Consider the following 24,672-nt stretch of genomic DNA (forward strand, 5'->3'; position numbering starts at 1 on the left):
TGCGATGGACTTCAAGATCCGGGAGATCCGGACGGCTCAGGGGCCGAAGAAGCTGCTGCGTGAGCGGGAGACATACTTCCAGCTCATGCAGCAGGGCTTCAGCAACGAACAGGCGTGCCGGATCGTCGGCATCAACTCCTCGCTGATCTTGTCCGGGCGTCCGGGGCTTGTCCCGTCCGCCCCGGCAGCGGATGCCCAGCGTGTGCGAGAGCGGGCTGCGGCGACGAACCGGCACAGGCAGGGCGCGAACCTTCCTGCGGTGGCCGGGCTGCTGCCTGCGCTACTGGAGGACTTGAACACCACGATCCTGCTGCACGAGCGGGGTACGGCGGAGCGTGACGCGGCGCTGCGGCTGCTGGTGGACGCGGCCAGGAATGCGCGGCAGACGCAGAACCAGACCGGGCTGCCTGACCTTGCGTGGGTGGCGGCGGAGGTCGCGGCCGGAGCGGCGACGCAGCTCGACGACCCGATCGTGAAGGCGGCCGTCGCATGGGACCGGTGCGGGGCGTTGTTGCACCAGGGATCCGCGCGCGAAACGCACGCCGTCGCGGACGCGGCGCTGCAGGATCTGACGCCCCTGTCCGCGACGGGAGACACGGACGCCCTCGTGCTGGAGGGAGCTCTGGTGCTGCGGCAGGTGATTGCCTGTGCTCGCGCCGGAGACGCGAATGGGGCGTGGAGCCAGGCGGCCCGGGCGCTCGAGGTATCAGACCGCTTGCCGGCGGGGCATCACGATCTGCGATGGCGGACCGTGTTCTCCCGGGCCAACGTTCTGGTGCACACGACCGAGGCGGGGTCGAGGTTGATGGGCCGGACACCGGCCTGTCGTTCGTGGACGAGGTGGATGTGCCCGCGATGCCGAGCCGGGAGCGGATCACGCACTATCGGATCGACGAAGCGCGTGCGATGCACCGGCTGGGCCGCTCGGGCGAGGCAGTGGTGACTCTGTGGAAGGCCGCACAGCGGGCGCCCCACTATGTACACGCGCACCCGATGGCGCGCGAGCTCGTCGGAGACCTGGTGCGCCGGGGCGTTCCGTCGCAGGCTGCGGCCCTGTCGGGCCTGGTGCGGGGGATGGAACTGGTGTCCTGACATCTGGGTGCATATGCGAGTTGGGCGGCCTACAGGATTCCTGTGGGTCGCGCTTCTGCTTCGGCGGGACGCTCTCGTCGCGACCATCACCTAAGGTTCTGAAGCGGACACGGGGGGCGACATGAGTGACATGCTGCACGTCCTGCACGGCCGTGACACCACCGAGTGCGCCATGGCGTACGACCAGCTTGGTTGGGCCGTGGCCATCGGACACCGCCACCGCACGGGCTCGGGCTGCACGTGTCAGGCGTTGCCCCCGGTGAGGACGGCGTGGACCTCGCGGGCGACTGCCACCAGGTTCTCCGGGGAGGCGCGGTTCTCGGGCGCGCCACGGATCTTCATGCTCAGGGTTGACCCGCAGCCGTTCGCGGGGATGGCCGCCAAGCCGGGGCGCAGCAGACCGGGCACTGGACGGACAGCGCCGCACTCCACTCGCCCCTGGGTTCGAGCATTGGACTTCGCGCGATAGACGACTCAGGACCAGGTGCCGCCGTTGCCGTAGGTGAAGACGGTGTCGGTGGTGCCGGCGTAGGCGTTGCTGAGGGCGAAGGTGCCGTTGCCGGGCCGGTAGACGCCGTAGGTGGTGCGGCCCTTGTTGCTCCAGTCACCGACGACGGGAAGGTCGCCCTTGACCCCGTAGGTGACGGTGGACAGGCTGCCGTCGTCGTGGCGAAGGACGAAAGTGTTCTCGTCGCCCGCGTTGGCCCCGGGGCGGAAGATGCCCATCTGGGTGTGGCCGACACCGTCCCAGTCGCCGACGACCGGGATGTCGCCGGCCTGGCCCAGGGCAGCCGTGGTCACGCTGCCGTCGTCGTGGCGGACGATGAAGGTACCGGTGCCGGGGCGGTAGACAGCCATCTGGGCGTGACCGTTGTTGTCCCACATGCCCGGCACCGGAATGTCCCCGGCCTGCCCGAACGTCAGCGAGGTGGTGCTGCCGTCGTCGTGACGCACCGCGAACGTACTCGTGCTCGGCCGGAAGATGCCCAGCTGGTCATGGCCCACACCATCGAAGTCACCGGTCATGGGAACGTCACCGGCCCGCCCGAAGCCCACCGATGCAGTGGCGCCGTTCGCATCGCGCAGCGCCCACGTACCATCCCGGAACACACCCACGGTCGTCGCCGAACCACTGCTCCAACGGCCCGACACCGGCAGGTCACCGCTGTACGTCGACGGGGCCGCCGTGTCCTCGACGATGTTCTTGTAGCGGTACGGGATGTAGGAGCTGGAGTTGCTGAAGTACGTGTAGGGGATGACGCGGCGCACGGCGTGCGGCGGGGTCTGCTCGATGCCGATGTAGGACGTCTTGGAGGAGTCGGTCCAGCCTTCGAAGAGGACCACGTGCGAACCGTTCACCGGGTTGCCGGCGTTGTGGAAGAGCAGCATGTCTCCCTTGCGCAGCTCGCTCTTCGTTATCCGGTTCGCATAGGTGTCGAGGTTCCCGGTCCAGGCGTTGGTACCAAGGTTCCAGGCCATGGATACGCGGCCGGAGCAGTCGGTGCGGTAGCCGCTGCGGTAGCTGCTCTGGCTGTACGGGACCTTGGCGTCGACCCAGGTCTTGGCCCGGGCGACGACGTCGCTGCGGCTGATCGGGCCGCCCTCCTCGGCGGCCATGGCGGTTGCGGAGGCGGAGAACGAGTTCTTCGCGCCGTCGGTCTTGAGGGGGCCGGGCCTGCCCTGAGGACGGTCCACGTCGGCGGTGGCCGTGAGTGAGGCGTTGCCCCCGATGGGTCCGGCCTGAAGTCCGGCGGCGCCGGCGGGGGAGGCCGCGAAGAGAGCCGTGGCGAACCGAGAGGGCCACGAGAGTGCCGGTGGCGCGGACCGCGTTGGACTTGATGGACAACGTAATCTCCTTGGGCAAGGCTGTATGAAGGGCTGGCCGAGGTGTGTCGGCGAAGGGTGGGTGCTCTGCGGCTGTTCGCGGCCGTGCCGGCGGCGCCGGAGGCGAGCGCGGCGGTCATGAGGCATCCGGCCTTGGCCTGCGCGATGTCTGCGTTGGCGGCGCGGATGAAGAAGACGATCCCGATGCCGGTCTGAGTCGTACGGGCCCGGACGTGTTCCATGCCGTATTCGGGCGTGGCGTGGGCCCACAGAATGTCGACGAGGGAGTGGGCTTGGCTCTCGGTGGGCGCTTCTCCTCCTGTTGGCACCAGGGTGAGATGGACCGGCACCATGTGGTGTCAGTCCCAGCCGATGCCGTTGTGGTGCGCGGTGCCCGCCGCGGCCACCGTGGCGTACGTGGGGGTGGTGTCCCAGCCGATGCCGCCCGGGCTGGTTGCGGCGTACGCGGTCGACGCGAGTGGCGCCGCCATGCCGGAAAGCACGGAGGTGAGGAACACGGCGGTGATCAGGCGGCCGGGCATGGACATGGTGGTACCCCAAACGGTGGCATCGGTGAGAGTGACCGGGAACTCACCCCCATGCCCCGCGGCCTGACCATGACCGCCACCCCGCGCGAGGAACACCCGGCCGGCACCGGATCGCCGCCGGACGGCGACGCCGCACGCCGGCGATGGCGGCCCGTCCCGGTCTGCGAGGCCATCGGCCTGCTCGGCGCCGACAGCGAGCAGGCCGGGCCGCTCATCGCAGCCATGGAACTCCTGCACACCGGATCCCTCATCGTCGATGACATCGGCCAACCGCCCACAGCCCCCTATGCAGCCGAGTGTCGTGTCGTAGCCGCGGGGCAGCGCCTCGACGATCCCGTCGGCGCCTGCAGCCCGTGCTGCCTCGGCGACGTGCCCGGTCTCCTCGCGGGCCTCCTGGTGGTCGAGGGGGATCCCCTGAGTGATCTCCAGGCGCTGTGGCGCGTTCGGCTGGTGATGGCGGATGGCCGTGTGCACGCGCTGACGGGGGACAGGCGAGGAAAGGAACGGCGGCGGGGTGAAGGGTGCAGGGGTGGGAGTCCGGGCGGCGGCCGCTGGCGAACGTACGAGCCGGGGCGCTGCTGGAGCTTCGTCGGCGGCTTCCTGCGCTGGGTGCGGACGTGGGGTTGGTGCAGTGGCTGGACGCGGCGGGGTACGTGGACCTGTACGCGCACTCGCTGTGGGCGCTGCTGACCGCCTTCCCCTGGCTGCCGCAGGCCGCCGGGCCGATGGCCGGCCCGCTACGCGGGCGGCTTGGTGCCTTCTGGCAGGGCACGGCAGGAGGTGCATCCGGCGCACTGCCACCTCGGCAGATCTGCTGGAGCACCATGTTTCAGCGTGGACGGCCCGGTGCCGTGGTGATTCCCCGGCACCGCCCTGCCGAGGCGTACGGCGTCCGCCCTGCCACATGAACCCCGCACCACGGGCGTCGCACGTCGCGTGGTCTCAGCAGGACAGTCTCGTGATCTCCTCCGCGCGTCGCGGAGCGAAGGCGGACCAGAGTTCCGCCGCCTCGTGTATACAGGCCCGCGCACCCTTGGTGTCGCCTGTCGCTCGCAGCGTGTGTGCCAGGGCGATGAGGGCCTCTGCCTGGCCTCTGGGATGGGCGTTCTCTTCCTGGACGGCGATCGCTTCCCTTGCCCGGAGCTCTGCCTCGGCGTAGTCCTTCTCCTCGCACGCGATCTCGGCCAGGAGGGTCAGCGCGTAGCCGTGGAAGAGCCGGTAGCCGCTGGTGGTGGCGTCCTGGAGCAGTTCCTCGGCGAACGCGCGCGCAGTGTCCGCCCGGCCCGTCCGCAGACTGCAGCGCGCCATTCCTGTCAGGGCCTCGAGCTCGGGCTTGCGCGAGGCACACTGCTGGGCCAGGTCCTTGGCCTGCCGGAAGCTTCGCAAGGCCGCCTCATGGCCCCCGGTACGCTCGGCGAGCATCCCTCGGGCGACGTGCAGGTGCGCCTGTGCCCTGATGTCGCCTCCTGCGCTCGAGAACCCCTCCTCCACCTGCTCCAGGGCGCTCGCCCGGTCTCCGGCCTGGAGCGCCATGATCGCTTTCCAGTACAGGGTGTAGGCCAGGCTGCTGGGGGCTTGTCCTGCCCGGCGTCTGATCGCCTCGGCCTTCGCGAGGAAGTCTGCGGCCAGCTCCGGCCGGCCCCGGTCGTGCAGGAGAGCGGCGAAGTTGCTGAGGGTGTGGCTTTCCGTCGTCGGGGCCTGGTCCATGACCCGGCTGCCGATCATGCCCCTGTAGTGTTCCTCGGCCTCCCGCAGCATGCCGGCCTCGTGCAGGATGGCACCCAGGTTGGTACTGATGATGAGTTCGGGGACCTTGTCCTCCATGTGCCGTGCGATGGCCAGCCCGCGACTGCCGTATTCCACCGCGTCGTTCAGCCTGCCTCCGTACCACGCGGCGAGTGAGAGGCTGTTGCAGGCCGCCGCTTCACCGGCCGTGTGCCCCTGGCTCCGGTACAGCTCTGCGGCTGCGAGGTCGTGTCGGGTGCTCTCGTCGTACCTGCCCAGCATGAGGTAGGCGCTCGACAGGATGCGGTGGCTGGCTGCCTGGCCGGGGGTGTGCCCGTCCGCCTCGGCCGCTGCCAGTCCGGCCTTGCCCACCGTCAGCCAGTCGGCGGTGTGGGAGGAGTGCATCAGGTACGGACGGAAGGCGTCGGCCAGACCCCACGCCGCCGCCCGGGGTCCGTGCTCCGCGGCCCGCTGGACCATGGCCACCACGTTGGCCCGTTCCGAATCGAGCCACCCGGCCGCGTCTTCCAGTGTGGCGAAGGTCAGGTCGGCGCCGTCCGCGTAGGACTGCAGCCGCACCGTTTCGGGCTGGATCGCCCTGGCCGCCTTGTCGGCGTTCGCCAAGTACCAGGTGTAGAGGCGCTCCAGGGCGGCGGTGCGTGCGTCCTGCGTCTCCTCTGCGTGGGCGCGTTCCCGGGCGTAGGCGCGCAGGAGGTCGTGGAAGGCGTACCGGCCGACGGCCCCCTCCTCCAGGAGGTGGCAGCGGGTCAGGTCGTCCAGGAGGGTGCGGGAGCGGTGGAGTGGCACTCCGGCGAGGGCGGCTGCGGCGCGAACTGTGGTGTCCCTGCCCGGCAGGATTCCGAGGAGGCGGAACATCCGGGCCGCGTCGGTGTCCAGGGTGGCGTACGACATCGCGAAGACGGTGCGCACGGCGCTGCTGCTGTCCCCGGGTACCTCCAGCACGGAGAGGTTGTCCTCCCCGACGAGCCTTTCGACCTGTCGGGCCAGGGTCCGCTCGGGGTGGAGTGCGAGGTCGGCCGCGCTGATGCCGACGGCGAGGGGCAGCCGGGCGCAGGCGGCGGTCAGTGCGGCGGCCGCCCCCGGCTCCCGCGAGACGCGGGTGGAGCCGAGGACGTTGATGAGCAGTCGTTCCGCTTCTGCCGGTTCGAGCACCGGCAGGGGCACGGGCAGGGCTCCGTCGCGGGCCACGAGACCGGCCAGGGCCCGGCGGCCGGTCACGATCACCATGCAGTCCGCGCTGCCCGGCAGCAGTGGTCTGACCTGCTCTTCCGATGCTGCGTCGTCGAGGATCACCAGCAGCCGCCGGCCGGCGCACAGTGAGCGGAACCGGGCTGCGCCGCGGTCTTCCGTCACCGGGATGTCGCGGGCCGGAACGCCCAGCGCCTCAAGGAAGCCGCTGAGCGCGTCGGTCGGCCGCAGTGGCCGGTCACCGCCGTGTCCGCGCAGGTTGACGTAGAGCTGTCCGTCCGGGAACCGATTGCGCCGGCTGTGTCCCCAGTGCACGGCAAGGGCTGTCTTGCCGACTCCGCCCTGGCCGCTGATCTGGACGATGCGGGCCGCGCCGGGCGGTTGCGGTCCGGCGGTGGGCAGCAGTTCGTCGAGTCTCCGCAGCGCCTCGGCCCGGCCGGTGAACACCATGGTGGAGGGTGGGAGTTGGGCGGGCAGCACAGCGAGCGGGGTCGGTGCGGCGGCGCCGTGGCCGACCGGACCGGACGGTCCTGACGAACCCGAGGGACCGGACGGGCAGGACGGGCGGTACCCGCCCGGCGCGGCATCGCCCGGAATGGCCGTCGAGCGGGCGTCCATCAGAGCCGGATCGTCGGCCAGGATGCGATCGTACAGTCCGGCGAGTTGGGGGCCGGGCTCCAGGCCCAGCTCCTGGACGAGGTTTTCGCGGGCCTGTCGGGCGGCAGCCAGTGCGTCGCCGCGGCGTCCCGAACGGTAGAGGGCGAGCACCAGTTGCGCCTGGAGCCGCTCCCGCAGCGGATGCCTGGCCGCTTCGCCCTGGAGTTCGGCGATGACCGCCGCGTGCCGCCCCAGCCTCAGGGCAGTGTCGATCTGCTGTTCGAAGGCGACCGTCCGGGACTCCTCAAGGCGGGGTATCTCCAGCTGCCGGAGGTACTCCGAGCGGCTGCCGGCCAGTGCCTCGCCGCGCCAGTGGGAGAGCGCCGCGCCGAGGCGGGCGGACGCCGTGGCATCGTCCCCGCGGGCAGTGGCCTCGGCGGCGGCCTGGACCAGCCGTTCGAACTCCTTGAGGTCGAGGAAGGCGTCCTCAAGGCGCAGGAGATAGCCTCCCGGCTGTGTGACGAGCACCTCGGGGTGTCCGGCGCAGGGCTGCCGGAGGATCCGGCGCAGCCGCTTGACGTAGTTCTGCAGCGTGGTCCGGGCGGTTGCCGGCGGCGTGGTGCCCCAGAGTCCGTCGATCAGGGCCTCCGCCGGGACGGTCTGGTCGGACTTCAGCAGGAGCAGCGCGAGCAGGTCACGCTCCTTGGGGGCGGTGACGGGCACGGCTTCCCCCGCGCACCGCACCTCAAGCGGCCCCAGGATCCGGTATTCAAACATCGCGCCCCGCTCAGCATGCATGTCCGGAGACTAAGGGGCCGCTCCCTAGTGATCCGCTAGCGGGTTCTCCTCATGCTGCGTCAACCTGTCCGAATCACATCGGAGTCGCAGCCTTGACCACGTATGCATCCGTTTCTCACAGCCCTCTCCGCGTCGCCGTCGTCGAGCGCCATCCGCTCCTGCGGGCCGGGATCCGGGCAGCTTTGAGCGCTGCCGGGGGGATCGAGGTGGTGATGGACACCGGGGCGGTCCCGGGGCTCGGCGCGCTGGTCGGCGCCGCGGCACCCGATGTGGTCCTGCTCGACCTGGACCTGCCTGGTTCCGCTGCCCTTCACACGTGTCGCGAGCTGGTGGCGGGTACGGGGCGGCGTACGGCGGTGCTGGGCATGACCGGGCGGGAGATCGACGAAGCCCTGGTGCGGTCCGCCCTGCTCGCCGGGGTACGGGGGTATCTGGCCAAGGACGCGGGCGGGCCGGACGTGGTCGGTGCCGTCCACATGGTCGCGCGAGGGCTCATGGTCGCCGGATCGCCGGTGGATCAGGTGCTGAGCGGACTGCTGACAGCACGGTCCCGGGCGCCGGAGCCGGATGTGCTGCCCGTGCTGACCCGCCGGGAGCGGGAGATCCTCGACCTGGTGGCACGGGGCTACGACAACCGGCGCATCGCCCGGGCGCTGACACTGGCCGACAAGACCGTACGCAACCACGTGTCCGCCGTCCTCGGCAAGATCGGCGTGTCGAGCCGGGGCCAGGCCATCGTGCTCGCCCGGGACGCCGGCTTGGGGACATCAGCCCGCTGACGCCCCCGGACGGCTGCCCCGGCTGACGGTCGCAGCCGGTCACACCCGGCAGCCGGACAGCCGGGGGCCGCACAGCCGGGTGCCGGGTGCCGGGTGTGACCGGCCCGCTTACCGGTATCCGGCGGCCTGGAGGCCGAACAGCGACGCGTACCGGCCCCCGGAGCCCATGAGCTGGTTGTGCGGGCCCTGTTCGAGGACCCTGCCCTGGTCGAGGACCACGATGTGGTCCGCCGTCCGCACGGCCGAGAAGCGGTGGGCGACCAGCAGCGAGGTCGCCCCCGGGCGCACTTTCCGCAGGACGTCGAAGACCTCCGCCTCGGCGGCGGCGTCGATGGCCGCCGTCGGCTCGTCGAGGATCAGGACCGGTGCGTCTCCGACGAGCGCCCGGGCCAGGGCCACCTTCTGCCACTGGCCGCCGGAGAGCTGCCGGCCGCCCGGGAACCAGCGGCCGAGCTGGGTGCCGATGCCGTCGGGCAATGCGTCGAGGAAGGCGAGGGCTCCCGCCCTGCCGGCGGCTTCCCGGATCCGCCGGTCGTCGTCGAGCAGGGCGGGCTTGCCGAAGCCGACGTTCTCGCGGGCCGGGGCCTCGTACTCCTGGTAGTCCTGGAAGATGGCGCCGATGCCCTCCCTCAGCCCCTGGAGCGAGTAGTCCGCCAGGGGTCTTCCGTCGATCAGGATCACGCCGCCGGTGGGTTCGTAGAACCGGGCCAGCAGCTTGATCAGGGTTGACTTCCCTGCGCCGTTGCTGCCCACGAGGGCTGCCCGGGCGCCGGCGGGCACGGTGAAGGAGACCCCGTCGAGGACGGGTTCGCGCTGCCCGGGGTAGGTGAAGGAGACATCGCGGAACTCGATGCCCTGCGACAGCACGGGTGGCAGGGTGAGCGTTCCCTCCCGGAGGGCGGGTTCCGGCATCTCCAGGAAGGCGAACAGGTGGCGGAGGAAGAGCCCGTTCTCGTAGAGCTGGACACCGCTGGTGAAGAGGGCGGACACGGCGGCCTGGATGACGGCGACGCCCGCGACGTATCCGGCGAGGGCACCGACCTGCCCGGTGTGCAGCGCGGACCGCACGGCCAGCACGACGGCAGCTGCGGTCGTGCCGGTGCTGAGCAGTCCCAGCAGGGCGGTCCAGCGCGCCTGGCCGTTCTCGATCCGCCGGTTCGTGTCGTGGAAGTCGTCGGTGAGCTGCCGTGACCGGTCGAGCAGCAGCGGTACCAGGCCGAAGAGGCGGGTCTCCTTGTACGTGCGGTCGTTGGTGAGGAGGTGTTCGAGGTAGGTCAGCCTGCGCCGTCCTTCTGCCTGGGCGTGATGGGCCGCGTGGGTGCGCCGGCTGAACCACAGGCCCGCCAGTGCGGCGGGGACCGGGGCTAGGCAGATGGCCGCGGCCATGGCGATGCTCTCGCGCAGCAGTACGGCGGCCACGGCCAGGAAGGAGAGGGCGGCCGAGACGACCGTGAGCATGCCGGTGAACACCTGGAGGGGCCGGAACGCCGCCTCGCGTGTGGCGCGCTGCAGGTTGTCGTAGGTGTCCGGTTCCTCGAACTGGCCGAGCGTGAGCCGTGAGGCCTTCTCCATGATCCGGAGCGTGAGCGCATCCGGGAGCCGGCTGCGCAGCAGCGCCTCCTGGTGGCCGTGCAGAACGCCCAGCAGGTGCCCGGCCACCATGAGGGCGGCGAGGCAGGCGCCGGCCCGGAGTGCCCCCCGGCCGGCGGCCGGGCCGGAGGTCAGCGCGTCGGCGACGGACTGCACGGTCAGGGCGGTGAGGAGCACCTGCGCGGCCGGAAGCAGGGCGGTGGCGAGCGAGGTCGCGGTGACTCCGAGGATCTGCCGGGGGCTGATGGACCACAGCAGGCCGAGGACCTGTCGTGACCGGCCGTTCACGGCCGGCCCCGCACGGCGCGCAGGGCCAGGGACCGGAAGCTGTGGCACCGCAGTTCACTGCCGCGGTCGATGCCCAGGAGGCGGTTGCTCTGCATGTGGGCAAGGCTGTCCAGGACGTCCTGCTCGGTGCAGGTCAGCTCCCCCGACCGGGCGAGCCGGCGCACCAGTTCCCCGGCTTCGCGTACCGCCTGGGTCTGGGCGGCGAGGATGCGGTCGAGGTCGGGGGCCCATTCCCGGGCGCGGGGATCGGGGTGGGCGTCCCAAGGGGCGACGAGGTCGCACAGGGTGGCGCGTACGGCACGGAACGCCTCCCGGTCGCGGGCTTCGACCGGCCGGTGCGCGGTTGCGGGGGCGGGTCGGCCGTCCCGGATTCCCCATGCCTCGTACAGCCGGTGCAGGGCGAGCGCGCCGATGATGTCGCGGTCCGTGACGGGCCGGTCGCGGAGGAGTGCGAGCAGGGCCGTGGTCATGTCGCTGCCGGCTTCGAAGACGGCTTCCAGTGCGTCGAGGGCCACGGGTCCGCCGTAGCGCTCGGTCTCCCGGTCGTACGGCACCAGGGCGACGTCTCGTGCCAGTCCTTGCCCGACGAGCTCGCCGGCCCAGTCGACCAGCCGGTTCATGGCCTCGTGAGGAGCGGACCCCGGGGAGCGCCGTACCCGGATCCGCAGATGCGGGTGCGGGTCGGCGTAGCGGATGAAGAACCAGCGGTCGATCAGCCCCTCCTCGCGGAGTCCGTGTACGAGCCGGGGTACCGCAGTGGTCAGTACGTCCTCGTGGCGGGCGGCCGCGGCGTAGAGCTTCAGGTGGCTCCAGTCCCCGCCCGGAAGCTGGTGCTTGGCGAGCGCGGGCGTCCTTGCCGCGGTGCGGGCGGCGGCGGTGGCCGTGGTGGGCGGGACGGGAACCGCGGGGGCGACGGCCGTCTCCCGGGCGAGCAGGGGCACCGCGATCTCGGCCGTGTACGACTGGCCGGCCTCGTCGCGCAGCCACTGGGGGCTCAAGGGGTCGAAGAGGACCTCCTCCAGGGTGAGGGCTCCCTGCTTGTGGTGTTCGGCGGAGCACAGCTCCCGCCGGATCTCGGCCACGCACAGGGGACTGTCCAGGTCGAGGAGCAGCCGGTGGTCCACCACGGCCAGGCAAACCCACCGGGGTACGTGCCACTCCCGGCGCCAGTTCTGGAACATCTCGAAGAAGTGTTCCGCGTTCGGTGTTCCGGCGAGGGCGTCGGCCGGGAAGCCGGGGGTGCCGGGGCCGAAGCGCCAGCGGGCCTCCTTGAGGACCAGGCGGCCCCTGGTCACCCGGGGAAGGAAGGCCGCGTCCTGGAGCGCGGCGCCCCACTCGAACTCGGCGAGCGGCGCCCAGCCGTCCTCGGAGACCTCCAGCAGGAACCGGCAGATGTTCGGTGCGGTGCTCCAGTTGAACAGGTGGCTCTGGGTCACCTTGAGCTCCCGGTCGTGGCGGGTGGAGCGGAGGTAGAGGCGGTCCTCCGTGGCGCCGACCAGCACGTCGCCGAGGCCGATCTGTGCGACGTCCTCGGTGGGCTCGGTGTTGACGCATATCTGGTGGTGTCGCACCGACGGGTGGATGGCGACGTTGCCGCCACGGGAGTTCAGCGGGCGGTAGTTGAGCTCGGCGAAGAGCACCCCGGGACAGCGGGCTTCCTCTGCGGCGGCGTACTCCGCCATCCGCCGGCCGAAGTCCTCGCCCAGCACGTCGAAGAACCGGGCGCCGATCCGGCCGCCGTCCCGCACCGCCCCGGGCGTCAGGACGAACCTCCACCGTCCGGCGTCCAGGTCCTGCCGGGAGTCGGCGACCACCTGTCCGAGGATGTCGAGGGAGGGGCGGGCGTGCGGTCCGCGGCCTCCCTCGTCCCGCGGCTTCCAGCGGTCGAGGAACCTGTCGGTGAGCTCCACCTCGGTCCGGCCCTGGTGCAGGGCGGCCGCGGCGAAGGCCGTCAGCGCGGCCTCCCCGGTGCCGGGCTGCCGGGCCCTCGGCACCCGCTCCAGTGGCAGTTCACGGGGCGGGAAGTGGTAGCCGTCGGGAGCGCCGAGGCCCGTCTCGGGGCTCAGCAGTTCCAGGACCGGGATCTCGGCGCCGCTCCCGTACCGGTCGAGGAAGGCCTCGTGGTAGGCGGCGAGAGCCGCGTCCCGGTCTTGGTGGCGGCCCAGGCGGAGCAGGGTGTCGGCGGCGTCCGCGGCGGCGTCCGCCACCTCGGAGGCGAGGGTGTCGGCGGTGAGCGCGGCGCGGGCGTCGAGCTGGAGCGGGCTCTCCGTGTGGTCGGGGACGACGCTGTGCTGGTGCGTCTGGAGTTCCGCGAGGAGCTGCTCGGCGTATTCCGGTGGTGCGGTGTCCGCGCGTGCGGCGAGGTCGCGGGTGCGGCTCAGGGCGGTGCGGTACCGCCCGCCGCCGGTCAGCCCGGCCAGCCGGTCGAGCACGGCTGCTTCGGGCCGGGGGTGGGTGAGCGGGGGCCGCAGGTCGCTGGTCAGCATGCGCAGGTCCCACAGCCGGGTGAGCAGGGCGTCGATCCGGTCGGGGGGCGTGGCCGGGAAGTCCCGGGCGACGGCGGCGGCCAGCTCGGCCCAGGTGGGGCGGGTGGCGGCACGGGCCAGGACGGTTTCGACGGCGCGGGTGACCCGGACGCTGCTGACCTGCTGGTCGGACGGCCGGAGGCCGTGGGCCACGGGCAGCGTGAGGCGGTCACGGCTGCGCTGGAGCAGCGGGTTGACGGTGACGGTCAGTTCGGGCCGAAGTTCCCGGTCGTCCTCGATCTGCTGGACGAGTCGCTGGAGCCAGCCCATGTCCGCCCGGGTCCGGCTGGCCGCCGGCTGCTCGCCGGTGCGCGCCAGGGACGTCCGCGGTCCGAACTCCCCCGCGGCGACCTGGGCGAACAGCCCGTACGGCGTGGGCCTGCAACTCATCCGGGACACGTAGCGCAGCAGGGCCGCGTCGGCCTTCGTGCCCGGGGTGTCCTTCGTCAGCTGCTCCGCCAGGCTGCGGCTCGCGACCCGGAGGGCCTGGCGGACCAGCGGCCGGCCGGCCAGCTCCCTGATCCGGTCGCGGCCGGCTGCCCCGGTGCTGTCGAGGGCCTGCGCGTACGGGGTGAAGGGCAGGGTGGGGGTGCGCAGCAGGAAGAATCCCGCGGGGGTGTACAGGTTCATCGGTCGTTCGTTCTCCACGCGGGGTCGGACGGGCTGCGGAGTTCGGGGCGGGCGGGTTCGGGGCGGGGGGAGTCGGACCGGGGGAAGCCGGACCGGGGGGAGTCCGGCCGGAGGGAGTTCGGGGCGGGGGCGGGGTTCGGGCCGGAGGGAGTTCGGGCCGGGGTTCAGGCGATCAGCAGGGCGCGCTGCCAGCTCCGGGAGACCGGGATGGACACGGTCCACAGAGCGGCGGCCACCCCGGCGGCACCGCACAGGAAGTCCGGGTTGTCGATGCGCAGGTCCGGCGGTTCCTGGTTCTGCACGCCGAACGGCAGGTCCGCGGAGCAATGGGCGAGGAGGCGTTCGGTGAGGACGGGGAGGAAGGCCCGGGTCTTCGCGCTGCCGGTGGTACGGGCGAACACCTCGACGATGGCGAGGAGCCCGGCGAGGCCGTGGCAGATCGAGGGCGAGAGGTGGTCCAGGGCCGCCTCGGCCCGCCGCAGCTCTGTCTCCATCACCTCGACGGTGAAGTTCCGGAGCCGTTGGTCGGCGAGCGCGTCGGCGGCGGTGAGCAGGGCCGCGGCTATGCCGGGGACGCCGTAGCACCAGGCCGAGCGGGCGGGACGGGGCCCCTCGGTGTGCCGGCCCTCGGGTCCCACCGGAATCTCGTTGGGCCAGGTGACCCCGAAGTCGTCCCGCGTGGCGGCCGCGGAAAGCGCCGCGACGCCGTTGGCGATGGCCTCGCCCATACGAGGACGGCGGTAGCCGGCCTTCCATGCCAGGGCGAGCGCGGCGAGGGGGCCCGGGATGCCGTGGGCAAGACCCAGGTTGATGAAGCCGTGCGTCTCCTCGGTCGTGTGGGGCGGGTTGGGGTAGTGCTCCAGGGGGACGACCCAGCGGGGCTCCTGTCCTTCGCCGTCCGCCGTGCAGAACCGGACCAGGGCGTCGATCAGGGCGTGGACGCTCGCGTGGTCGGGGGGCTGGGTCAGCAGGTGGCCGAGTACGCCGGAGGCACCGCCGAGCACGTCGTAGTCCTCGAACCGGGCGCCGTGGTCGGGTCCCCGGTCGGCGAACCGGTGGCGTATCTGGTCGGCCAGGCCGCTGTGCAGGCCGGCGAGGGAGGGCCGGTATCGGGGGTCGGCCGCGGCGAACTCGGCCATGGCGAAGGCCAGTCCGGCCGATCCGGAGACGATCCCGGCTTGGGTGAGCGGGGCGTCCTGAGTACTGCGGACCGCCCGCAGCAGCGCCTCGTGGCCAGCGCGGCGCCACCGGTCCGCCTCCTCGAGCGGCGCGTCGGAGGCGTGGCGGAGCAGCAGCGCGATCCCGGCGTCACCGGCGAGCAGGGAGCTCGGCGGGCGCGGCCCCACGGAGTTGGGGTCGGGGACGGAGGCGGCCACCGCGGCCTCGACGTGGGCGGGGTCCGCGAGCCTGGAGGTGATCATGGCCGCGGTCGAGCGCGCCTGCCCGGCGAGAGATCCGGAGATCACTGGGACACCTCGCGGGTGTAGCCGAAGGTGTCCAGCAGATGGCCGAACCGCGCTTCGAACCGTTCCGTGTGTGCGGGGGTGAAGGCCTCGCGCCACCGGCCGGCCCGGCCCTTGTTCAGGGTGAAGGAGCGGGGGGTGAAAAGCTCTTCGGCCACCGCGTCGACGTCGACGTCCTGGTCCAGCCATGCGGCGACCCGGCGAACGGCATCGCGCTGGGCTTCCTGGCTGCCTCCGCCCTGGGGGCCGACCAGTTCTTCGAACGAGACCGCGCACACGTTGGGGTGGCGCAGGAAGCTCATGGCCGACTCGTAGTCGGAGAGCAGGGGCATGGCGGGGTCGGACAGCGCGTAGTCGATCTTGGCCGCGTCATCGGCGATCGATTCCAGGACCGGGCCGAAGACCGCCGACTCCGGGAACCGCCGGAACCGCAGGCCGTTGTTCCGGGAGAAGAAGTCGACCAGGGAGAGCAGGACGTCGCGCGGGTCCCGGTAGTTCAGGATCACCTTGGGCGAGCCGGTGTTCACCCACTCGGCGAGGAAGGCTGGGTCCATCCGCCAGACGTCGACGGAGTGGAAGATCCAGGCGATACCGGGCGGGGTCTGCGAGAACGGCGCTGTCCAGATGTCCGGGCTCATCCTCGGGCCGAACCGGGCGTCGGGGGCCACGGCCTCCACATGGGTCAGTGGTGCCACGGCCATCCGCGTCTGCCAGGCCCAGGCGAGTTGGAGCCAGACCTGGTCGGTGGTGCGGATGAAGCCCTCCCGGTCGCGGCGGGGGTCGAGCGCCCGGAACTCCTCAGGATCGAGGTATCGCTCCGCCATGGCGAGCCGCTCACGCAAGCTGAAGTCCGGCCGGCCTTCGGGCGGCGGCACGGGCTCCCCGTAGATCCGGTATCCGAGGTGGACGAGGAGTTCCTGGACCAGATGGGTTCCGGACTTCCTGGGAGATATGACGAACACCCGCTCCGCCGACACGGCAGTGCACCCCTTCCGATGACGAACGGGCGGCCTGCCCGGAACTGGCAGGCCGCCCGAATTCAGTTATCCTGCGAGATCACTTGCAACGGTTGACGGACACGCCGAGGCACTCCCTGACACAGGTCCCCTTGCAGGAGTACCAGTTGCTGAACCCGGCCTCGGCGGTCTCGAAGTCCGCGCTGACGGTGATACGGACGTCGAGGTCGAAGTCGTCCAGGACGGAATCCTGAACAACCGGCTCCATGAGGGAAATGGACATTTCTTTTCTCCTTCTGATGGCGTCCGATCCGGACAAGGAAATATTCACTCAGCCGATGTCCCGGATTCCTGATACCGCTGTCCCTGAAATGTCCCGGACACCGGCCCGGATTCCATCAGGACAGCAATCCGGAATTCCGCAGCTCTGCGAGACAGGCCGCGACCTGGGCGGCGGCGGTCGGCTCGTCGGCACCGGACCGGCGGGCGTATTCCGCCCGTACGGACGCCACGTCACGTCCGTCGCACAGCGAGTAGACGAGCCACGAGCGGGCGTTGAGCCAGTGCAGGGTGCACGTCCCGGCGTCGGCGAGGAGCAGCTCGCCGTGGGCAGGGATCGGACGGGCCAGGGTCCCGTCGGTGCGGCGCGGTACGGCTTCCTCCGCGACGGACTCCTCCGCGACGGATTCCTCCGCGACGGCGTCACCCGCGACGGCTTCACCCGTTGCTGCGGGCACGGACGTTCCTGCCCGTGCCGCGGCGGTCCCGGATCCGGCAGGCCCGCCGGACGGGGCGGTGGCGGTGTCCGGCTCCGGGTCGATCACTGCAGTGACATCGGTCAGCCAGCGCATGAACTGCCTGCCCGCGGGTGTGAGCGTGCCCGGGGGCAGCCCGCGTACGTACCCGGCGAGGTACCGGACCCGCTCCAGGCCGGAGCCGAAGGTGCCCTCCCGGGCGGCCTGGGTGCCAGGGGTCACCTCGTCGACGACCTCGCCCGCCGGGGGCCGGCCGAACTCCGCCCGCAGCTCCGGACCGGCGTTGCGGACGGCCTCCTGGAAGACCAGCAGGTGCACGTAGAAGTGGAGGGCCACCAGGACGCGGATGAGGCGCCACGGTGTCTGCCGCCACGGAATAGGCACGGCGTGCTCAGGCTCCGTCAGCAGGGCGCCCGCCCGCAGCGCATCGAACAGCTTGAGGTGCACGCTCTCGTGCAGCAGCGTTTCCGCGACCGTCCAGGGATCCGCCAGCCGCTCGGGGGCCATCAGGATCGCCGAGGGCAGCGGGTCGCCACCGGACAGGGACTGCAACGGGCCGTCCGCCGACTCCCCCCGGGTGAAGCCGACCACAGACACGTGGCGGAGCACACTGGGGCCGACCTGCGGCAGCAGTGCCGTCAGCAGCTCCGCTCCTCGGCCCAGCGCTTGGCACATCTCCGGGCCGGGCACGACCGGGTCCGAGGACGGGCCGCCCTCGATGCTCCCGTCGTACAGCTGCCGCAGCCGGGTGGCCATCTCCCCCGGCACGCGGTCGGCCGGGCTCATCTCGGTCCAGACCCAGGCGGAGCCGTGGTGGGGCCACGGCCGTACATGCGGGGTCGCCATGCGCTCGCACGGGCCGAGCCCCGCCGGCTCGGCGGGGATCCGTGATGCCAGCGCTCCGAAACCGAAGCCGGTCCTCACCCCGTTCTCCAGTTTCACCAAGTCGTCCTCGAACGCGTTGCGCAGGACGGGGTCGCCGAGGAGCGGCAGCAGCTGGTCCCGGGCGGCCCGGGAGACGCGGCGCAGTACAGCCTCGTGCCGCGGATCCTGCTCCGCAAGGAGTTCCGCGCCGATGGAGAACCGGGCGACGTTCCGCTCCTCAATGGCGCGGGTATCCCCGAACCTGCTGTCCTCCACCAGCATTCGGTCCGCCAGGCGGATTGCTTCCGCGACTCCCGGGAAGGCCTGGAATTCCGGCGGATCCAGAGCTTCCCCGGAGTTGTTCTTGATTGCAGCGACAGACATCGGGCCACCGTTCGTGCGGGAGGTACGAAAAAGGGTGGCCGGGGGCGGCATCGTACCGAAGCCGCCCCCGGCCGACTGCGTATCAGGAAGCGGCAGGCGTGGCCCAGTACGCGGGAACCCAAGCACGCTCCTCGGCGGAATCACGCCCGATCTGCGGGACGCTCTCCACCGCCAGCCAGTTCTCGGCGACCGCCGGGAACTCGATTTCCAGCTGCGGCATCGTTCACTCCTTTCCGTCGCCCGGGCGGGCGAACCCCGCCAGAATGACCGGTAACCCGTCCCACGATCACGGGGCGGCCGTCCCGGAATTGTCCCGACCCGGTACGGTCGGATCGCGTGCGTCCGGGCGGCGTGACGGCGGCCGGCCGGGGGGTATGGGTTGTGACGAGTCGGATGCGTGCGCTGACGGTGTCGCGCGGCCCCGTGGTCGCTGCCAGGTGTCCCTACCGGTGAGGGGCGAGCCGTCTCCCGGCCGGTACAGCGTTTTCCGGCGGCGATCCGGGAGGCGCCGGGACCGGATCGAGATGACCGATGCCCCTGGCCTCGGTGCGGTGCACACGCTGATGCAGACCGTCCGGTACCACTGGAGTCGCGCGGCTGTAGTCGGCCTCTGGACCGATCTGCTTCCCCCGGCCGGGGCAGGGGCCGTACAACCCGGGTCCCGGCCAATCGAGGGGGCACCCGCGCGCCGCCCGGCCACACAGGGCAGACGCTGGAACGATGCCCGTGGCCGTACGCGTATACATGGAAGTTCTCCGGGACACCTCGGGTGAGGAGTGGAACCGTGTCCGACGACCCCGAACTGGATGTCGATGGCATCGCAGTGCTGCGCAACAAAGTGACCATCGGCAGGTTCGACCCCACTTGGGTACCGTTCGCCGCCCAGCTGGAGGTGAGCAACAGCACGGAAGGCGGGGGGAACAGCAGCCACGCCGTGAACGCGTTCTCGAAAACGGGCGTCGGAGTCGACGCGACCAGCGCAACCACGTACGGCGTGGTCGCGAGCGGCGGTTTCAAGGCCGCGTGGTTCCGCGGCGACGTCATGGTGGACGGAAAGCTGACCAAGAGCGCCCTCGAGTTCGTCATCGACCATCCGCTGGACCCCGAGGGCAAGTACCTCAGCCATGGAGCGGTCGAGAGCGACGAGATGAAGAACGTCTACGACGGGGAGGCCGTCCTGGACGGGGCCGGCAGCGCCGAGATCGTCCTGCCGGACTGGTTCCAGGCGCTCAACGAGCGCTTCCGCTACCAGCTCACCGCTGTCGGCCAGGCCGCCCCGAACCTGCACGTGGCGCAGGACCTGGCGGACAACCGGTTCACCATCGCCGGCGGCGAGCCCGGCACACGCGTCTGCTGGCAAGTGACCGGCGTCCGCCAGGACCCCTACGCGCGCGCCAACCCCCTCGTCGTGGAGAGTTCCAAGGACGGAGAGGAGAGCGGCAAGTACAGGCACCCAGAGGCGTTCGGTGTGACGCCCGAGCGGCGGATCGCCCCGCCCGCGTACGTCCCTCCCGCGAGGGGATGAGGCGGAGCAGCACACCGACCCACGACCACGAGCGAGCGCTGACGAGCAGAGCCGCCTCCCGGTCGCGATGTGGTCCTGCACGACCGCCACCAGGTGGTTGGCGGCGGCACGTGGTCGACATCGGCGACGTCGACACACAGTGTGCAAGCGGCTCTTCACCAGGCCCCGGCCGCAGCGCCCCCGCTGCCTGGGCCACGTTCATCGGCGACGCCACCCGTTGGAGTCGCGATTCTCACAGGCATCCGGAAGGCTGGAAGCGCGGTTTCTCCTTGACCCCGCGCGCTGGCGCCGACGAAGCTGATCCCCAATCAAATGGCCGATTTTCGGGGGCAGGTTGAGCGGCGAGAGCCTGCACATCGGACCTGACACGGCACCTGACCGTACCGGTTGTTGCGGTCCATCGGGCGCGGCGGGGAGGCCGTGATCCATCTCGCCGAGATCGAGCTCGCCGGCGGATCCGAGCCCGTCGTCGTCAAGGTGCTGGACTCCAGGGCGACGCTCACGTCCGAGGAGTTCGAGCGGATCAGCGCGCGGTGGAACGAGCAGGCGGAACTGCTGCGGTTCGTCCACCGGCCGGGGGTCGTCGGCGTGCGGGAGCACTTCGAGGGACCGCCCGTTCACCGGCCCGGGGAGGCCTCGGACCGGGCCGGACGCGCCCTGGTCCTCGTCATGAACCATGTCGACGGGCTCGACCTGCGCGACTGGCGGGCCGAGCGGGACCTCTCCCTGCCCGCCGAGCGGCGCGAGATCGTACGGACCCTGGAACAGCTGGCGGACGTACTGGACTGGCTGCACTCGGGGAAGGCCACCCCGTCGGGGCGCCAAGTGATCCACGGCGACCTCTCCCCCGGCAACGTGATGGTCGACGCGCACGGACAGGCCACCCTGGTGGACTTCGGCCTCAGCAAACTGACCGCCGACCACCAGACGGCCGAGATCTGGTTCACGCCCGGCTACGCGGCCCCCGAGGTCTTCGACGGCAGGCGCACGCCCGGCACCGACCGGTACGCCTTCGGGGCTATCGCCTACTTCCTCCTGAGCGGGCAGTCGCCGCCCGCCACCCCGGGGCTGCTCGCCGACGCGATGGCCGCTCTGCCGCAGGTCGCGGCCCTGGACGCCGAACGGCGGGCACGGATCACCGCGCTCTGCTCGGCCGACCCGGGGCAGCGGCCGCTCAGCCTGGCCGCGTGGGTACGGGACGTCCGCCAGGCGGTGGACTCCGCGGAGCGGGACGTCCAGGACACGCCGCCGATACCGGCGATGCCGCCGGCTCCGCCACTGCCGCCCGCCCCGCCCCCGCGCAGGCGGCGGACCGGCCCGGTGCTGAGCGCGGTGGCAGGGGTGCTGGTCTTGGCGGCGGCCGCGGTGGTGGGCGTACCGCTGCTCGGCGACAAGGACGCGGCCGGCCCGGACCGGGCGGGCGGTGACCGGCCGGCGTCGCGGCCTTCGGCTTCGGGTTCCGTCCCGGCCGACCCTGCCGGGGTCTCGCTCACCACCCTGGCCCCGGTCGCCAAGAGCGAGTACGCGTGGTTCGACGTGGGCAACGGGACGCTGAGCGCCCAGCGCTACGACACCGCCCTGGTGCCGGCCGGCCCCTACGAGATCTGCGACGGCGCGGCGCAGTACGACCTGGGCGGCGCCTGGAAGACCCTGACCATGGTCGCGGGCGTCGACGACTCCTCGCGGAAACCCACGGCCCGGATCAACGTGGAGGTGGACGGCGCGTCCGTGTGGACCGGCGAAATCCGGATCGGATCACCGAAGAGGCTGTCGCTCGACGTCACGAATGGCAAGCGCCTCGCGATCTCCTACGAGGACCCCGGTCGCACGTGCGGGATGGGGCGGCTCGTCCTGGCCGCCCCGACCCTGAAGAAGTGACCGCCGCGGCGGCCCGAGGCGCCGAGCCCTGCGATGGAGACCGCGTCCCAGGTGGTGAGGCGGACGAGTCGCTTGACGCAGCGGAGAGCTGCTGCCAGGCCCAGAAAGGCGGTGAAGCCGACCAGGGATGTGCAGGTCACCGGCAATGACACAGCGGTCAGGCCCGACTTCCCCGGCCCGCTGTTCCTGGCCGAGGGCTTGGAGTCACCGTCACGGGCGCGGAAAAGGAAGCCTGCGCCGGTCTCCTCCATCGGGGCAACGTCGGTCGCCTGCTTCTGGTCCCGGCCGGCCTCCGGTCGGTTCGGCAGGGCCGCGGGGGTGGGTCGCAGCCTCATCGCCACGTCCGCGCCGAGTCCAACGAAAGCGTCACCCGATCGGCCTAGCGCTTACTCCGGTTGCTCCGGCCGGGGGAGCCCCGGCGATCCGGTCCTGACCTGGGGGTATGCCCTCACAGCGCGAGGTCCGGTAGGCGCTGTGCGTCGACGGGGTCAGAGCTCCGTGAGCACATGCCGACAGCAGGCTGCTGCACTTGAAGGGACAGGAATCGGAAGGCCTTCGACAAAGGAGCCCGAGATGTCTTGGCAGCACACCGACCTGACAGCAAAGAGCGGGGGACCAAGTGGCACCACAGTGCCCCGGGGAGCAAGTTCCTGCAAGGCAGCATTCCCCGGGGCCACGCCCAAGCCATCGTCCCACCGTTCACGCAGCACATCGTGTACCGCGATGGCGCAGCGACACGGACCTGTCCGCTGCCAGCGGGGGTACAGCCCCTCTGGCCGCCAGCAATCCGTATGGCTATACCTGGGATGTCGACAAGAGTCAGCACGTGGTCTACCGCGGCACGGACAACCACATCCATGAATTCCTGTTCAGAAACTGACTTGATCTTCAACCTGTGCGGCGGGTCGCGGAGTGGTCGACTTCTTGTTCCGGGACGTGGTGGTGCCTGTCGTCGGCGTCGGTGGCGGCGGCGGTCTCATCGCCGAAGACCTCTCCCCAGCGCCCGAAGGGTTTGTTGCTGGTGACGATGACGGAGGCTCGTTCTGGAAGCGCCACCAGGTCGTCGGGTCGACGGCCGGAACGGTCAGCATCTGGGCCCGGTCGGCTTCCCACCGGTCGGCCGGACGGGCGCCCAGAGTGCGGTGGACTCTGCGGTTGGCGGCCTTCAGCCAGGCGGCCAGCTGGGTGTTGAAGTCGTCAGGGCCCGAGAAGTGCCGGCCGGGCCGGCCGGAGCTCACGCACCCGGTCTTTCAGGATCGTCATCCCGCGGTCCCAGCCGATCCGCTCCGCGATCACCGTCGCCGGCATCGTCGGGGTCTCCCGCAGAAGCCCGCGGATCTGGACCTCGACCGCGTCGACGGCCGAGCCCTTCGCTGCACGCTCGTATTTCGGCGGCCGGTCCGTGGCCAGAGCCCGCTTGACCGTGTTCCGCGAGATCCCCAGATGCCGGGCGATCGCCCGGATCGGCATCGCCGCCAGAGGGTCCGAGTTCAACCGTCGCCGAGACCACGGAGTGCTCCGGGACACCTCCGCTCGCGCGGAGAGCACATGACGCGGCGCTGATCAGCAGGCCGTTACTGGTCCACCCTGTGCAGCAGGGCGGTGCGAGGCAGGCCGTTCCGCGCGCTGGCCGTCGCGCCGTCAGGCGTGTCAGCGGTTGCTGGGCTGGACCGCCCAGCACCCCGCCGGGCCGAGGGTGCCCGTGTCGGCAGAGCGCGCCACATCGTCACACCGGACCGAGGCGGCGGAATTCATGGGTGGCCAGGGGGAACAATGAGGAGAGGATGTTCGACTGCAACTCTCCGGTAAGGGCGGACGCGAGGAATTGCGTGCACGATACGGAGTAATGTTCCCATCGGGGGCCCCTCGCCTCGTTCACCATGACAGTCCATTCGTTCGGCTCAACGCCCGGAAGAACGAGCCAGTACATGCATTCTCCGTTGTCCGTGGTCGCCCACGGGATGACCACGGACCCCTCGGCCTCCAGTTCCGCCGGCTTCTTCTCGACCGTCCACAGGTCTTCCAGGTCTTCGAACTGGTACTTGGCCCAGTTGAGGAGGTCGTAGTGCTTGTTGGGGCAGTCGGGCTCCAGGACGTAAAGGTAGTTGTCCCAGTAGCTACCTCCGTAAACGCCGATGAGTTCCTTGTAGTCGTCGGGGAGTTCGGCCGCGAGGGTACGTTCGACCTCGCCCCAATCCTTGTCGCGAGGCTGGCTCGGCACCGGGGCGATTTCGAGAAGACGTGCAAGGGCATTGGTCACGGCGGGGGTCCTGTTCCTAAGGTTTGGTGAGTCCGGACGGACGGGATGACAGCAGGCGGGCAGGTAAAGGTGAGTCGCACCTACTCGACTGCTCTCATCACCCCTTCGGCTGATGGGGAATGAATGCGGTGTTGCCTGATTCAGTTATTCCGGCGCTACGGTGCTGAGTGAACTTGAAGCCGTTCGATCCATAACCCTCAACGTATACCCCGGTGGAGATTTTATCAGTCCGGCTGTATCGGGGGTGACGCTGTACTGGATTGTCTCACCGCCTTCCACTGCGGCCCTGACCCGGTTCTCAATGTGCCGCATGACGGGAGAATTGGCGTAGGCGTGCATGGTGACGAAATTCGCTGGATCCCAGTTGGATCCGCCGAGCTGTGCGCCAAGGAGGTGGGCTCGGTTGTACCCCTGGCCCTTCTGCCACCCCGGCGGATCACCGTGCCGATCCGTGGGGTTCTTCCCCACAGGCGCGCAGGTCCCCGGTCAGCGTCCGGAACAGGGCGACGTTCCGGGCGGAGTCGAGGAAGGCGATCGGCTGTCCGGTGGGCCACTCCGATGCCATTGCGCGGTGGAAGGCGCCCATGCCCATCCCCTGGTGGAAGAAACAGAGGGCCAGCCGCCAGGCCTGGGCGGTCTCGCTGTCGCTGTTGAGTGCGGCGTTCAGCAGCCCTGCCCCGATCCCCTGGCGGCGCGAGGCGGGTAGGGCGGCGATGTCGGAGACCTCCACCACCCTCTCGTGCAGCTGGTGAACCATTGGCGCGGGCAGCTGGGTGATGGCGTGGTGCGACCACTTGCCGGGAGGGCCGGCGTTCACCATGCCGACGACCTCGCCGGTGGACGTCTCCTCGGCGACCAGGGTCAGGAGCGCGCCGGCCATCAGGTTGCCGCCCGCAATGGCCCTCTCGCTCAGCCGCCGGTACACGGACTCCTCGTCGAAAGCATCGCTGGCGAGTTCCTGCGTCATGACCGGCCTCGGGGA

At 70.9% G+C, this 24,672-nt stretch carries 19 protein-coding genes and 1 pseudogene; 5 read left to right on the top strand and 15 right to left on the bottom strand.

All coding sequences use genetic code 11. The annotated features are described in order from the left end of the window. Positions 1 to 4 precede the first annotated feature (4 nt). Both ACIQUT_RS37055 and ACIQUT_RS37060 read left to right on the top strand, forming a co-directional pair. Entirely contained in the window at positions 5 to 943 is a 939-nt protein-coding gene (locus ACIQUT_RS37055; protein WP_403569718.1) for a hypothetical protein, read from the top strand. Continuing rightward, positions 940 to 1,092, top strand: a complete 153-nt coding sequence (locus tag ACIQUT_RS37060) for a hypothetical protein (RefSeq protein ID WP_403569720.1) — start codon at positions 940 to 942, stop codon at positions 1,090 to 1,092. Before ACIQUT_RS37055 ends, ACIQUT_RS37060 begins: the two co-directional genes overlap by 4 nt. Positions 1,093 to 1,566: 474 nt before the next feature. Here ACIQUT_RS37060 and ACIQUT_RS37065 read toward each other — a convergent pair whose 3' ends face one another. The 3 genes from ACIQUT_RS37065 to ACIQUT_RS37075 form a co-directional block, all read right to left on the bottom strand. Next, positions 1,567 to 2,787 (bottom strand): hypothetical protein, encoded by a 1,221-nt coding sequence (locus ACIQUT_RS37065; protein ID WP_403569722.1) that lies wholly within the window; start codon positions 2,785 to 2,787, stop codon positions 1,567 to 1,569. 488 nt (positions 2,788 to 3,275) lie between these two features. Next, on the bottom strand, positions 3,276 to 3,938 hold the full coding sequence (locus ACIQUT_RS37070) for a hypothetical protein (RefSeq protein WP_403569724.1): 663 nt from the start codon (positions 3,936 to 3,938) through the stop codon (positions 3,276 to 3,278). A gap of 468 nt (positions 3,939 to 4,406) precedes the next feature. Continuing rightward, positions 4,407 to 7,793: an AfsR/SARP family transcriptional regulator gene (locus ACIQUT_RS37075; RefSeq protein ID WP_403569726.1), complete on the bottom strand. Its 3,387-nt coding sequence runs from the start codon at positions 7,791 to 7,793 to the stop codon at positions 4,407 to 4,409. Positions 7,794 to 7,885: 92 nt separating this feature from the next. Here ACIQUT_RS37075 and ACIQUT_RS37080 point away from each other — a divergent pair, with 92 nt between their 5' ends. Continuing rightward, on the top strand, positions 7,886 to 8,572 hold the full coding sequence (locus tag ACIQUT_RS37080) for a LuxR C-terminal-related transcriptional regulator (protein WP_403569727.1): 687 nt from the start codon (positions 7,886 to 7,888) through the stop codon (positions 8,570 to 8,572). 108 nt (positions 8,573 to 8,680) lie between these two features. Here ACIQUT_RS37080 and ACIQUT_RS37085 read toward each other — a convergent pair whose 3' ends face one another. The 7 genes from ACIQUT_RS37085 to ACIQUT_RS37115 form a co-directional block, all read right to left on the bottom strand. Beyond that, positions 8,681 to 10,450: an ABC transporter ATP-binding protein gene (locus tag ACIQUT_RS37085; RefSeq protein WP_403569729.1), complete on the bottom strand. Its 1,770-nt coding sequence runs from the start codon at positions 10,448 to 10,450 to the stop codon at positions 8,681 to 8,683. Further along, positions 10,447 to 13,605 carry a lantibiotic dehydratase gene (locus ACIQUT_RS37090; protein ID WP_403569731.1) on the bottom strand — a complete coding sequence of 1,053 codons (3,159 nt, stop codon included), beginning with the start codon at positions 13,603 to 13,605 and terminating at the stop codon, positions 10,447 to 10,449. Before ACIQUT_RS37090 ends, ACIQUT_RS37085 begins: the two co-directional genes overlap by 4 nt. A gap of 164 nt (positions 13,606 to 13,769) precedes the next feature. Next, positions 13,770 to 15,071, bottom strand: coding sequence for a lanthionine synthetase C family protein (locus ACIQUT_RS37095; protein ID WP_403569733.1), 1,302 nt, complete (start codon positions 15,069 to 15,071; stop codon positions 13,770 to 13,772). Further along, on the bottom strand, positions 15,068 to 16,045 hold the full coding sequence (locus tag ACIQUT_RS37100; RefSeq protein WP_403569734.1) for a hypothetical protein: 978 nt from the start codon (positions 16,043 to 16,045) through the stop codon (positions 15,068 to 15,070). The genes ACIQUT_RS37095 and ACIQUT_RS37100 overlap by 4 nt, the downstream gene beginning before the upstream one ends. Positions 16,046 to 16,124: 79 nt before the next feature. After that, complete coding sequence (locus ACIQUT_RS37105; protein ID WP_403569736.1) at positions 16,125 to 16,307, bottom strand: FDLD family class I lanthipeptide; 183 nt, start codon at positions 16,305 to 16,307, stop codon at positions 16,125 to 16,127. Between the two features lie 115 nt (positions 16,308 to 16,422). Then, entirely contained in the window at positions 16,423 to 18,027 is a 1,605-nt protein-coding gene (locus tag ACIQUT_RS37110; RefSeq protein ID WP_403569738.1) for a PqqD family peptide modification chaperone, read from the bottom strand. A gap of 82 nt (positions 18,028 to 18,109) precedes the next feature. After that, positions 18,110 to 18,247 carry a hypothetical protein gene (locus ACIQUT_RS37115; protein WP_403569740.1) on the bottom strand — a complete coding sequence of 46 codons (138 nt, stop codon included), beginning with the start codon at positions 18,245 to 18,247 and terminating at the stop codon, positions 18,110 to 18,112. Positions 18,248 to 18,811: 564 nt separating this feature from the next. On the opposite strand from ACIQUT_RS37115, the gene ACIQUT_RS37120 reads away from it, so the two are divergent. Both ACIQUT_RS37120 and ACIQUT_RS37125 read left to right on the top strand, forming a co-directional pair. Beyond that, positions 18,812 to 19,552 carry a hypothetical protein gene (locus ACIQUT_RS37120; protein ID WP_403569741.1) on the top strand — a complete coding sequence of 247 codons (741 nt, stop codon included), beginning with the start codon at positions 18,812 to 18,814 and terminating at the stop codon, positions 19,550 to 19,552. 420 nt (positions 19,553 to 19,972) lie between these two features. Beyond that, positions 19,973 to 21,430 (top strand): protein kinase, encoded by a 1,458-nt coding sequence (locus tag ACIQUT_RS37125; protein WP_403569743.1) that lies wholly within the window; start codon positions 19,973 to 19,975, stop codon positions 21,428 to 21,430. 888 nt (positions 21,431 to 22,318) lie between these two features. On the opposite strand, the gene ACIQUT_RS37130 is transcribed toward ACIQUT_RS37125, so the two are convergent. The 5 genes and pseudogenes from ACIQUT_RS37130 to ACIQUT_RS37150 all read right to left on the bottom strand — a co-directional run bounded on the left by ACIQUT_RS37130 (position 22,319) and on the right by ACIQUT_RS37150 (position 24,657). Beyond that, on the bottom strand, positions 22,319 to 22,486 hold the full coding sequence (locus ACIQUT_RS37130) for an ATP-binding protein (RefSeq protein WP_403569745.1): 168 nt from the start codon (positions 22,484 to 22,486) through the stop codon (positions 22,319 to 22,321). A 168-nt stretch (positions 22,487 to 22,654) separates the two neighbouring features. Next, a pseudogene (locus tag ACIQUT_RS37135) lies at positions 22,655 to 22,900 on the bottom strand (IS21 family transposase); the annotation flags it as partial. A gap of 256 nt (positions 22,901 to 23,156) precedes the next feature. After that, on the bottom strand, positions 23,157 to 23,690 hold the full coding sequence (locus ACIQUT_RS37140) for an SMI1/KNR4 family protein (protein WP_403569747.1): 534 nt from the start codon (positions 23,688 to 23,690) through the stop codon (positions 23,157 to 23,159). Positions 23,691 to 23,834: 144 nt separating this feature from the next. Then, positions 23,835 to 24,158 carry a DNA/RNA non-specific endonuclease gene (locus ACIQUT_RS37145; protein ID WP_403569749.1) on the bottom strand — a complete coding sequence of 108 codons (324 nt, stop codon included), beginning with the start codon at positions 24,156 to 24,158 and terminating at the stop codon, positions 23,835 to 23,837. Then, positions 24,127 to 24,657 (bottom strand): GNAT family N-acetyltransferase, encoded by a 531-nt coding sequence (locus ACIQUT_RS37150; protein WP_403569751.1) that lies wholly within the window; start codon positions 24,655 to 24,657, stop codon positions 24,127 to 24,129. Before ACIQUT_RS37150 ends, ACIQUT_RS37145 begins: the two co-directional genes overlap by 32 nt. Positions 24,658 to 24,672 lie beyond the last annotated feature (15 nt).

The sequence above is a fragment of the Streptomyces sp. NPDC090445 genome, assembly GCF_044769385.1.
GTDB lineage: Bacteria > Actinomycetota > Actinomycetes > Streptomycetales > Streptomycetaceae > Streptomyces.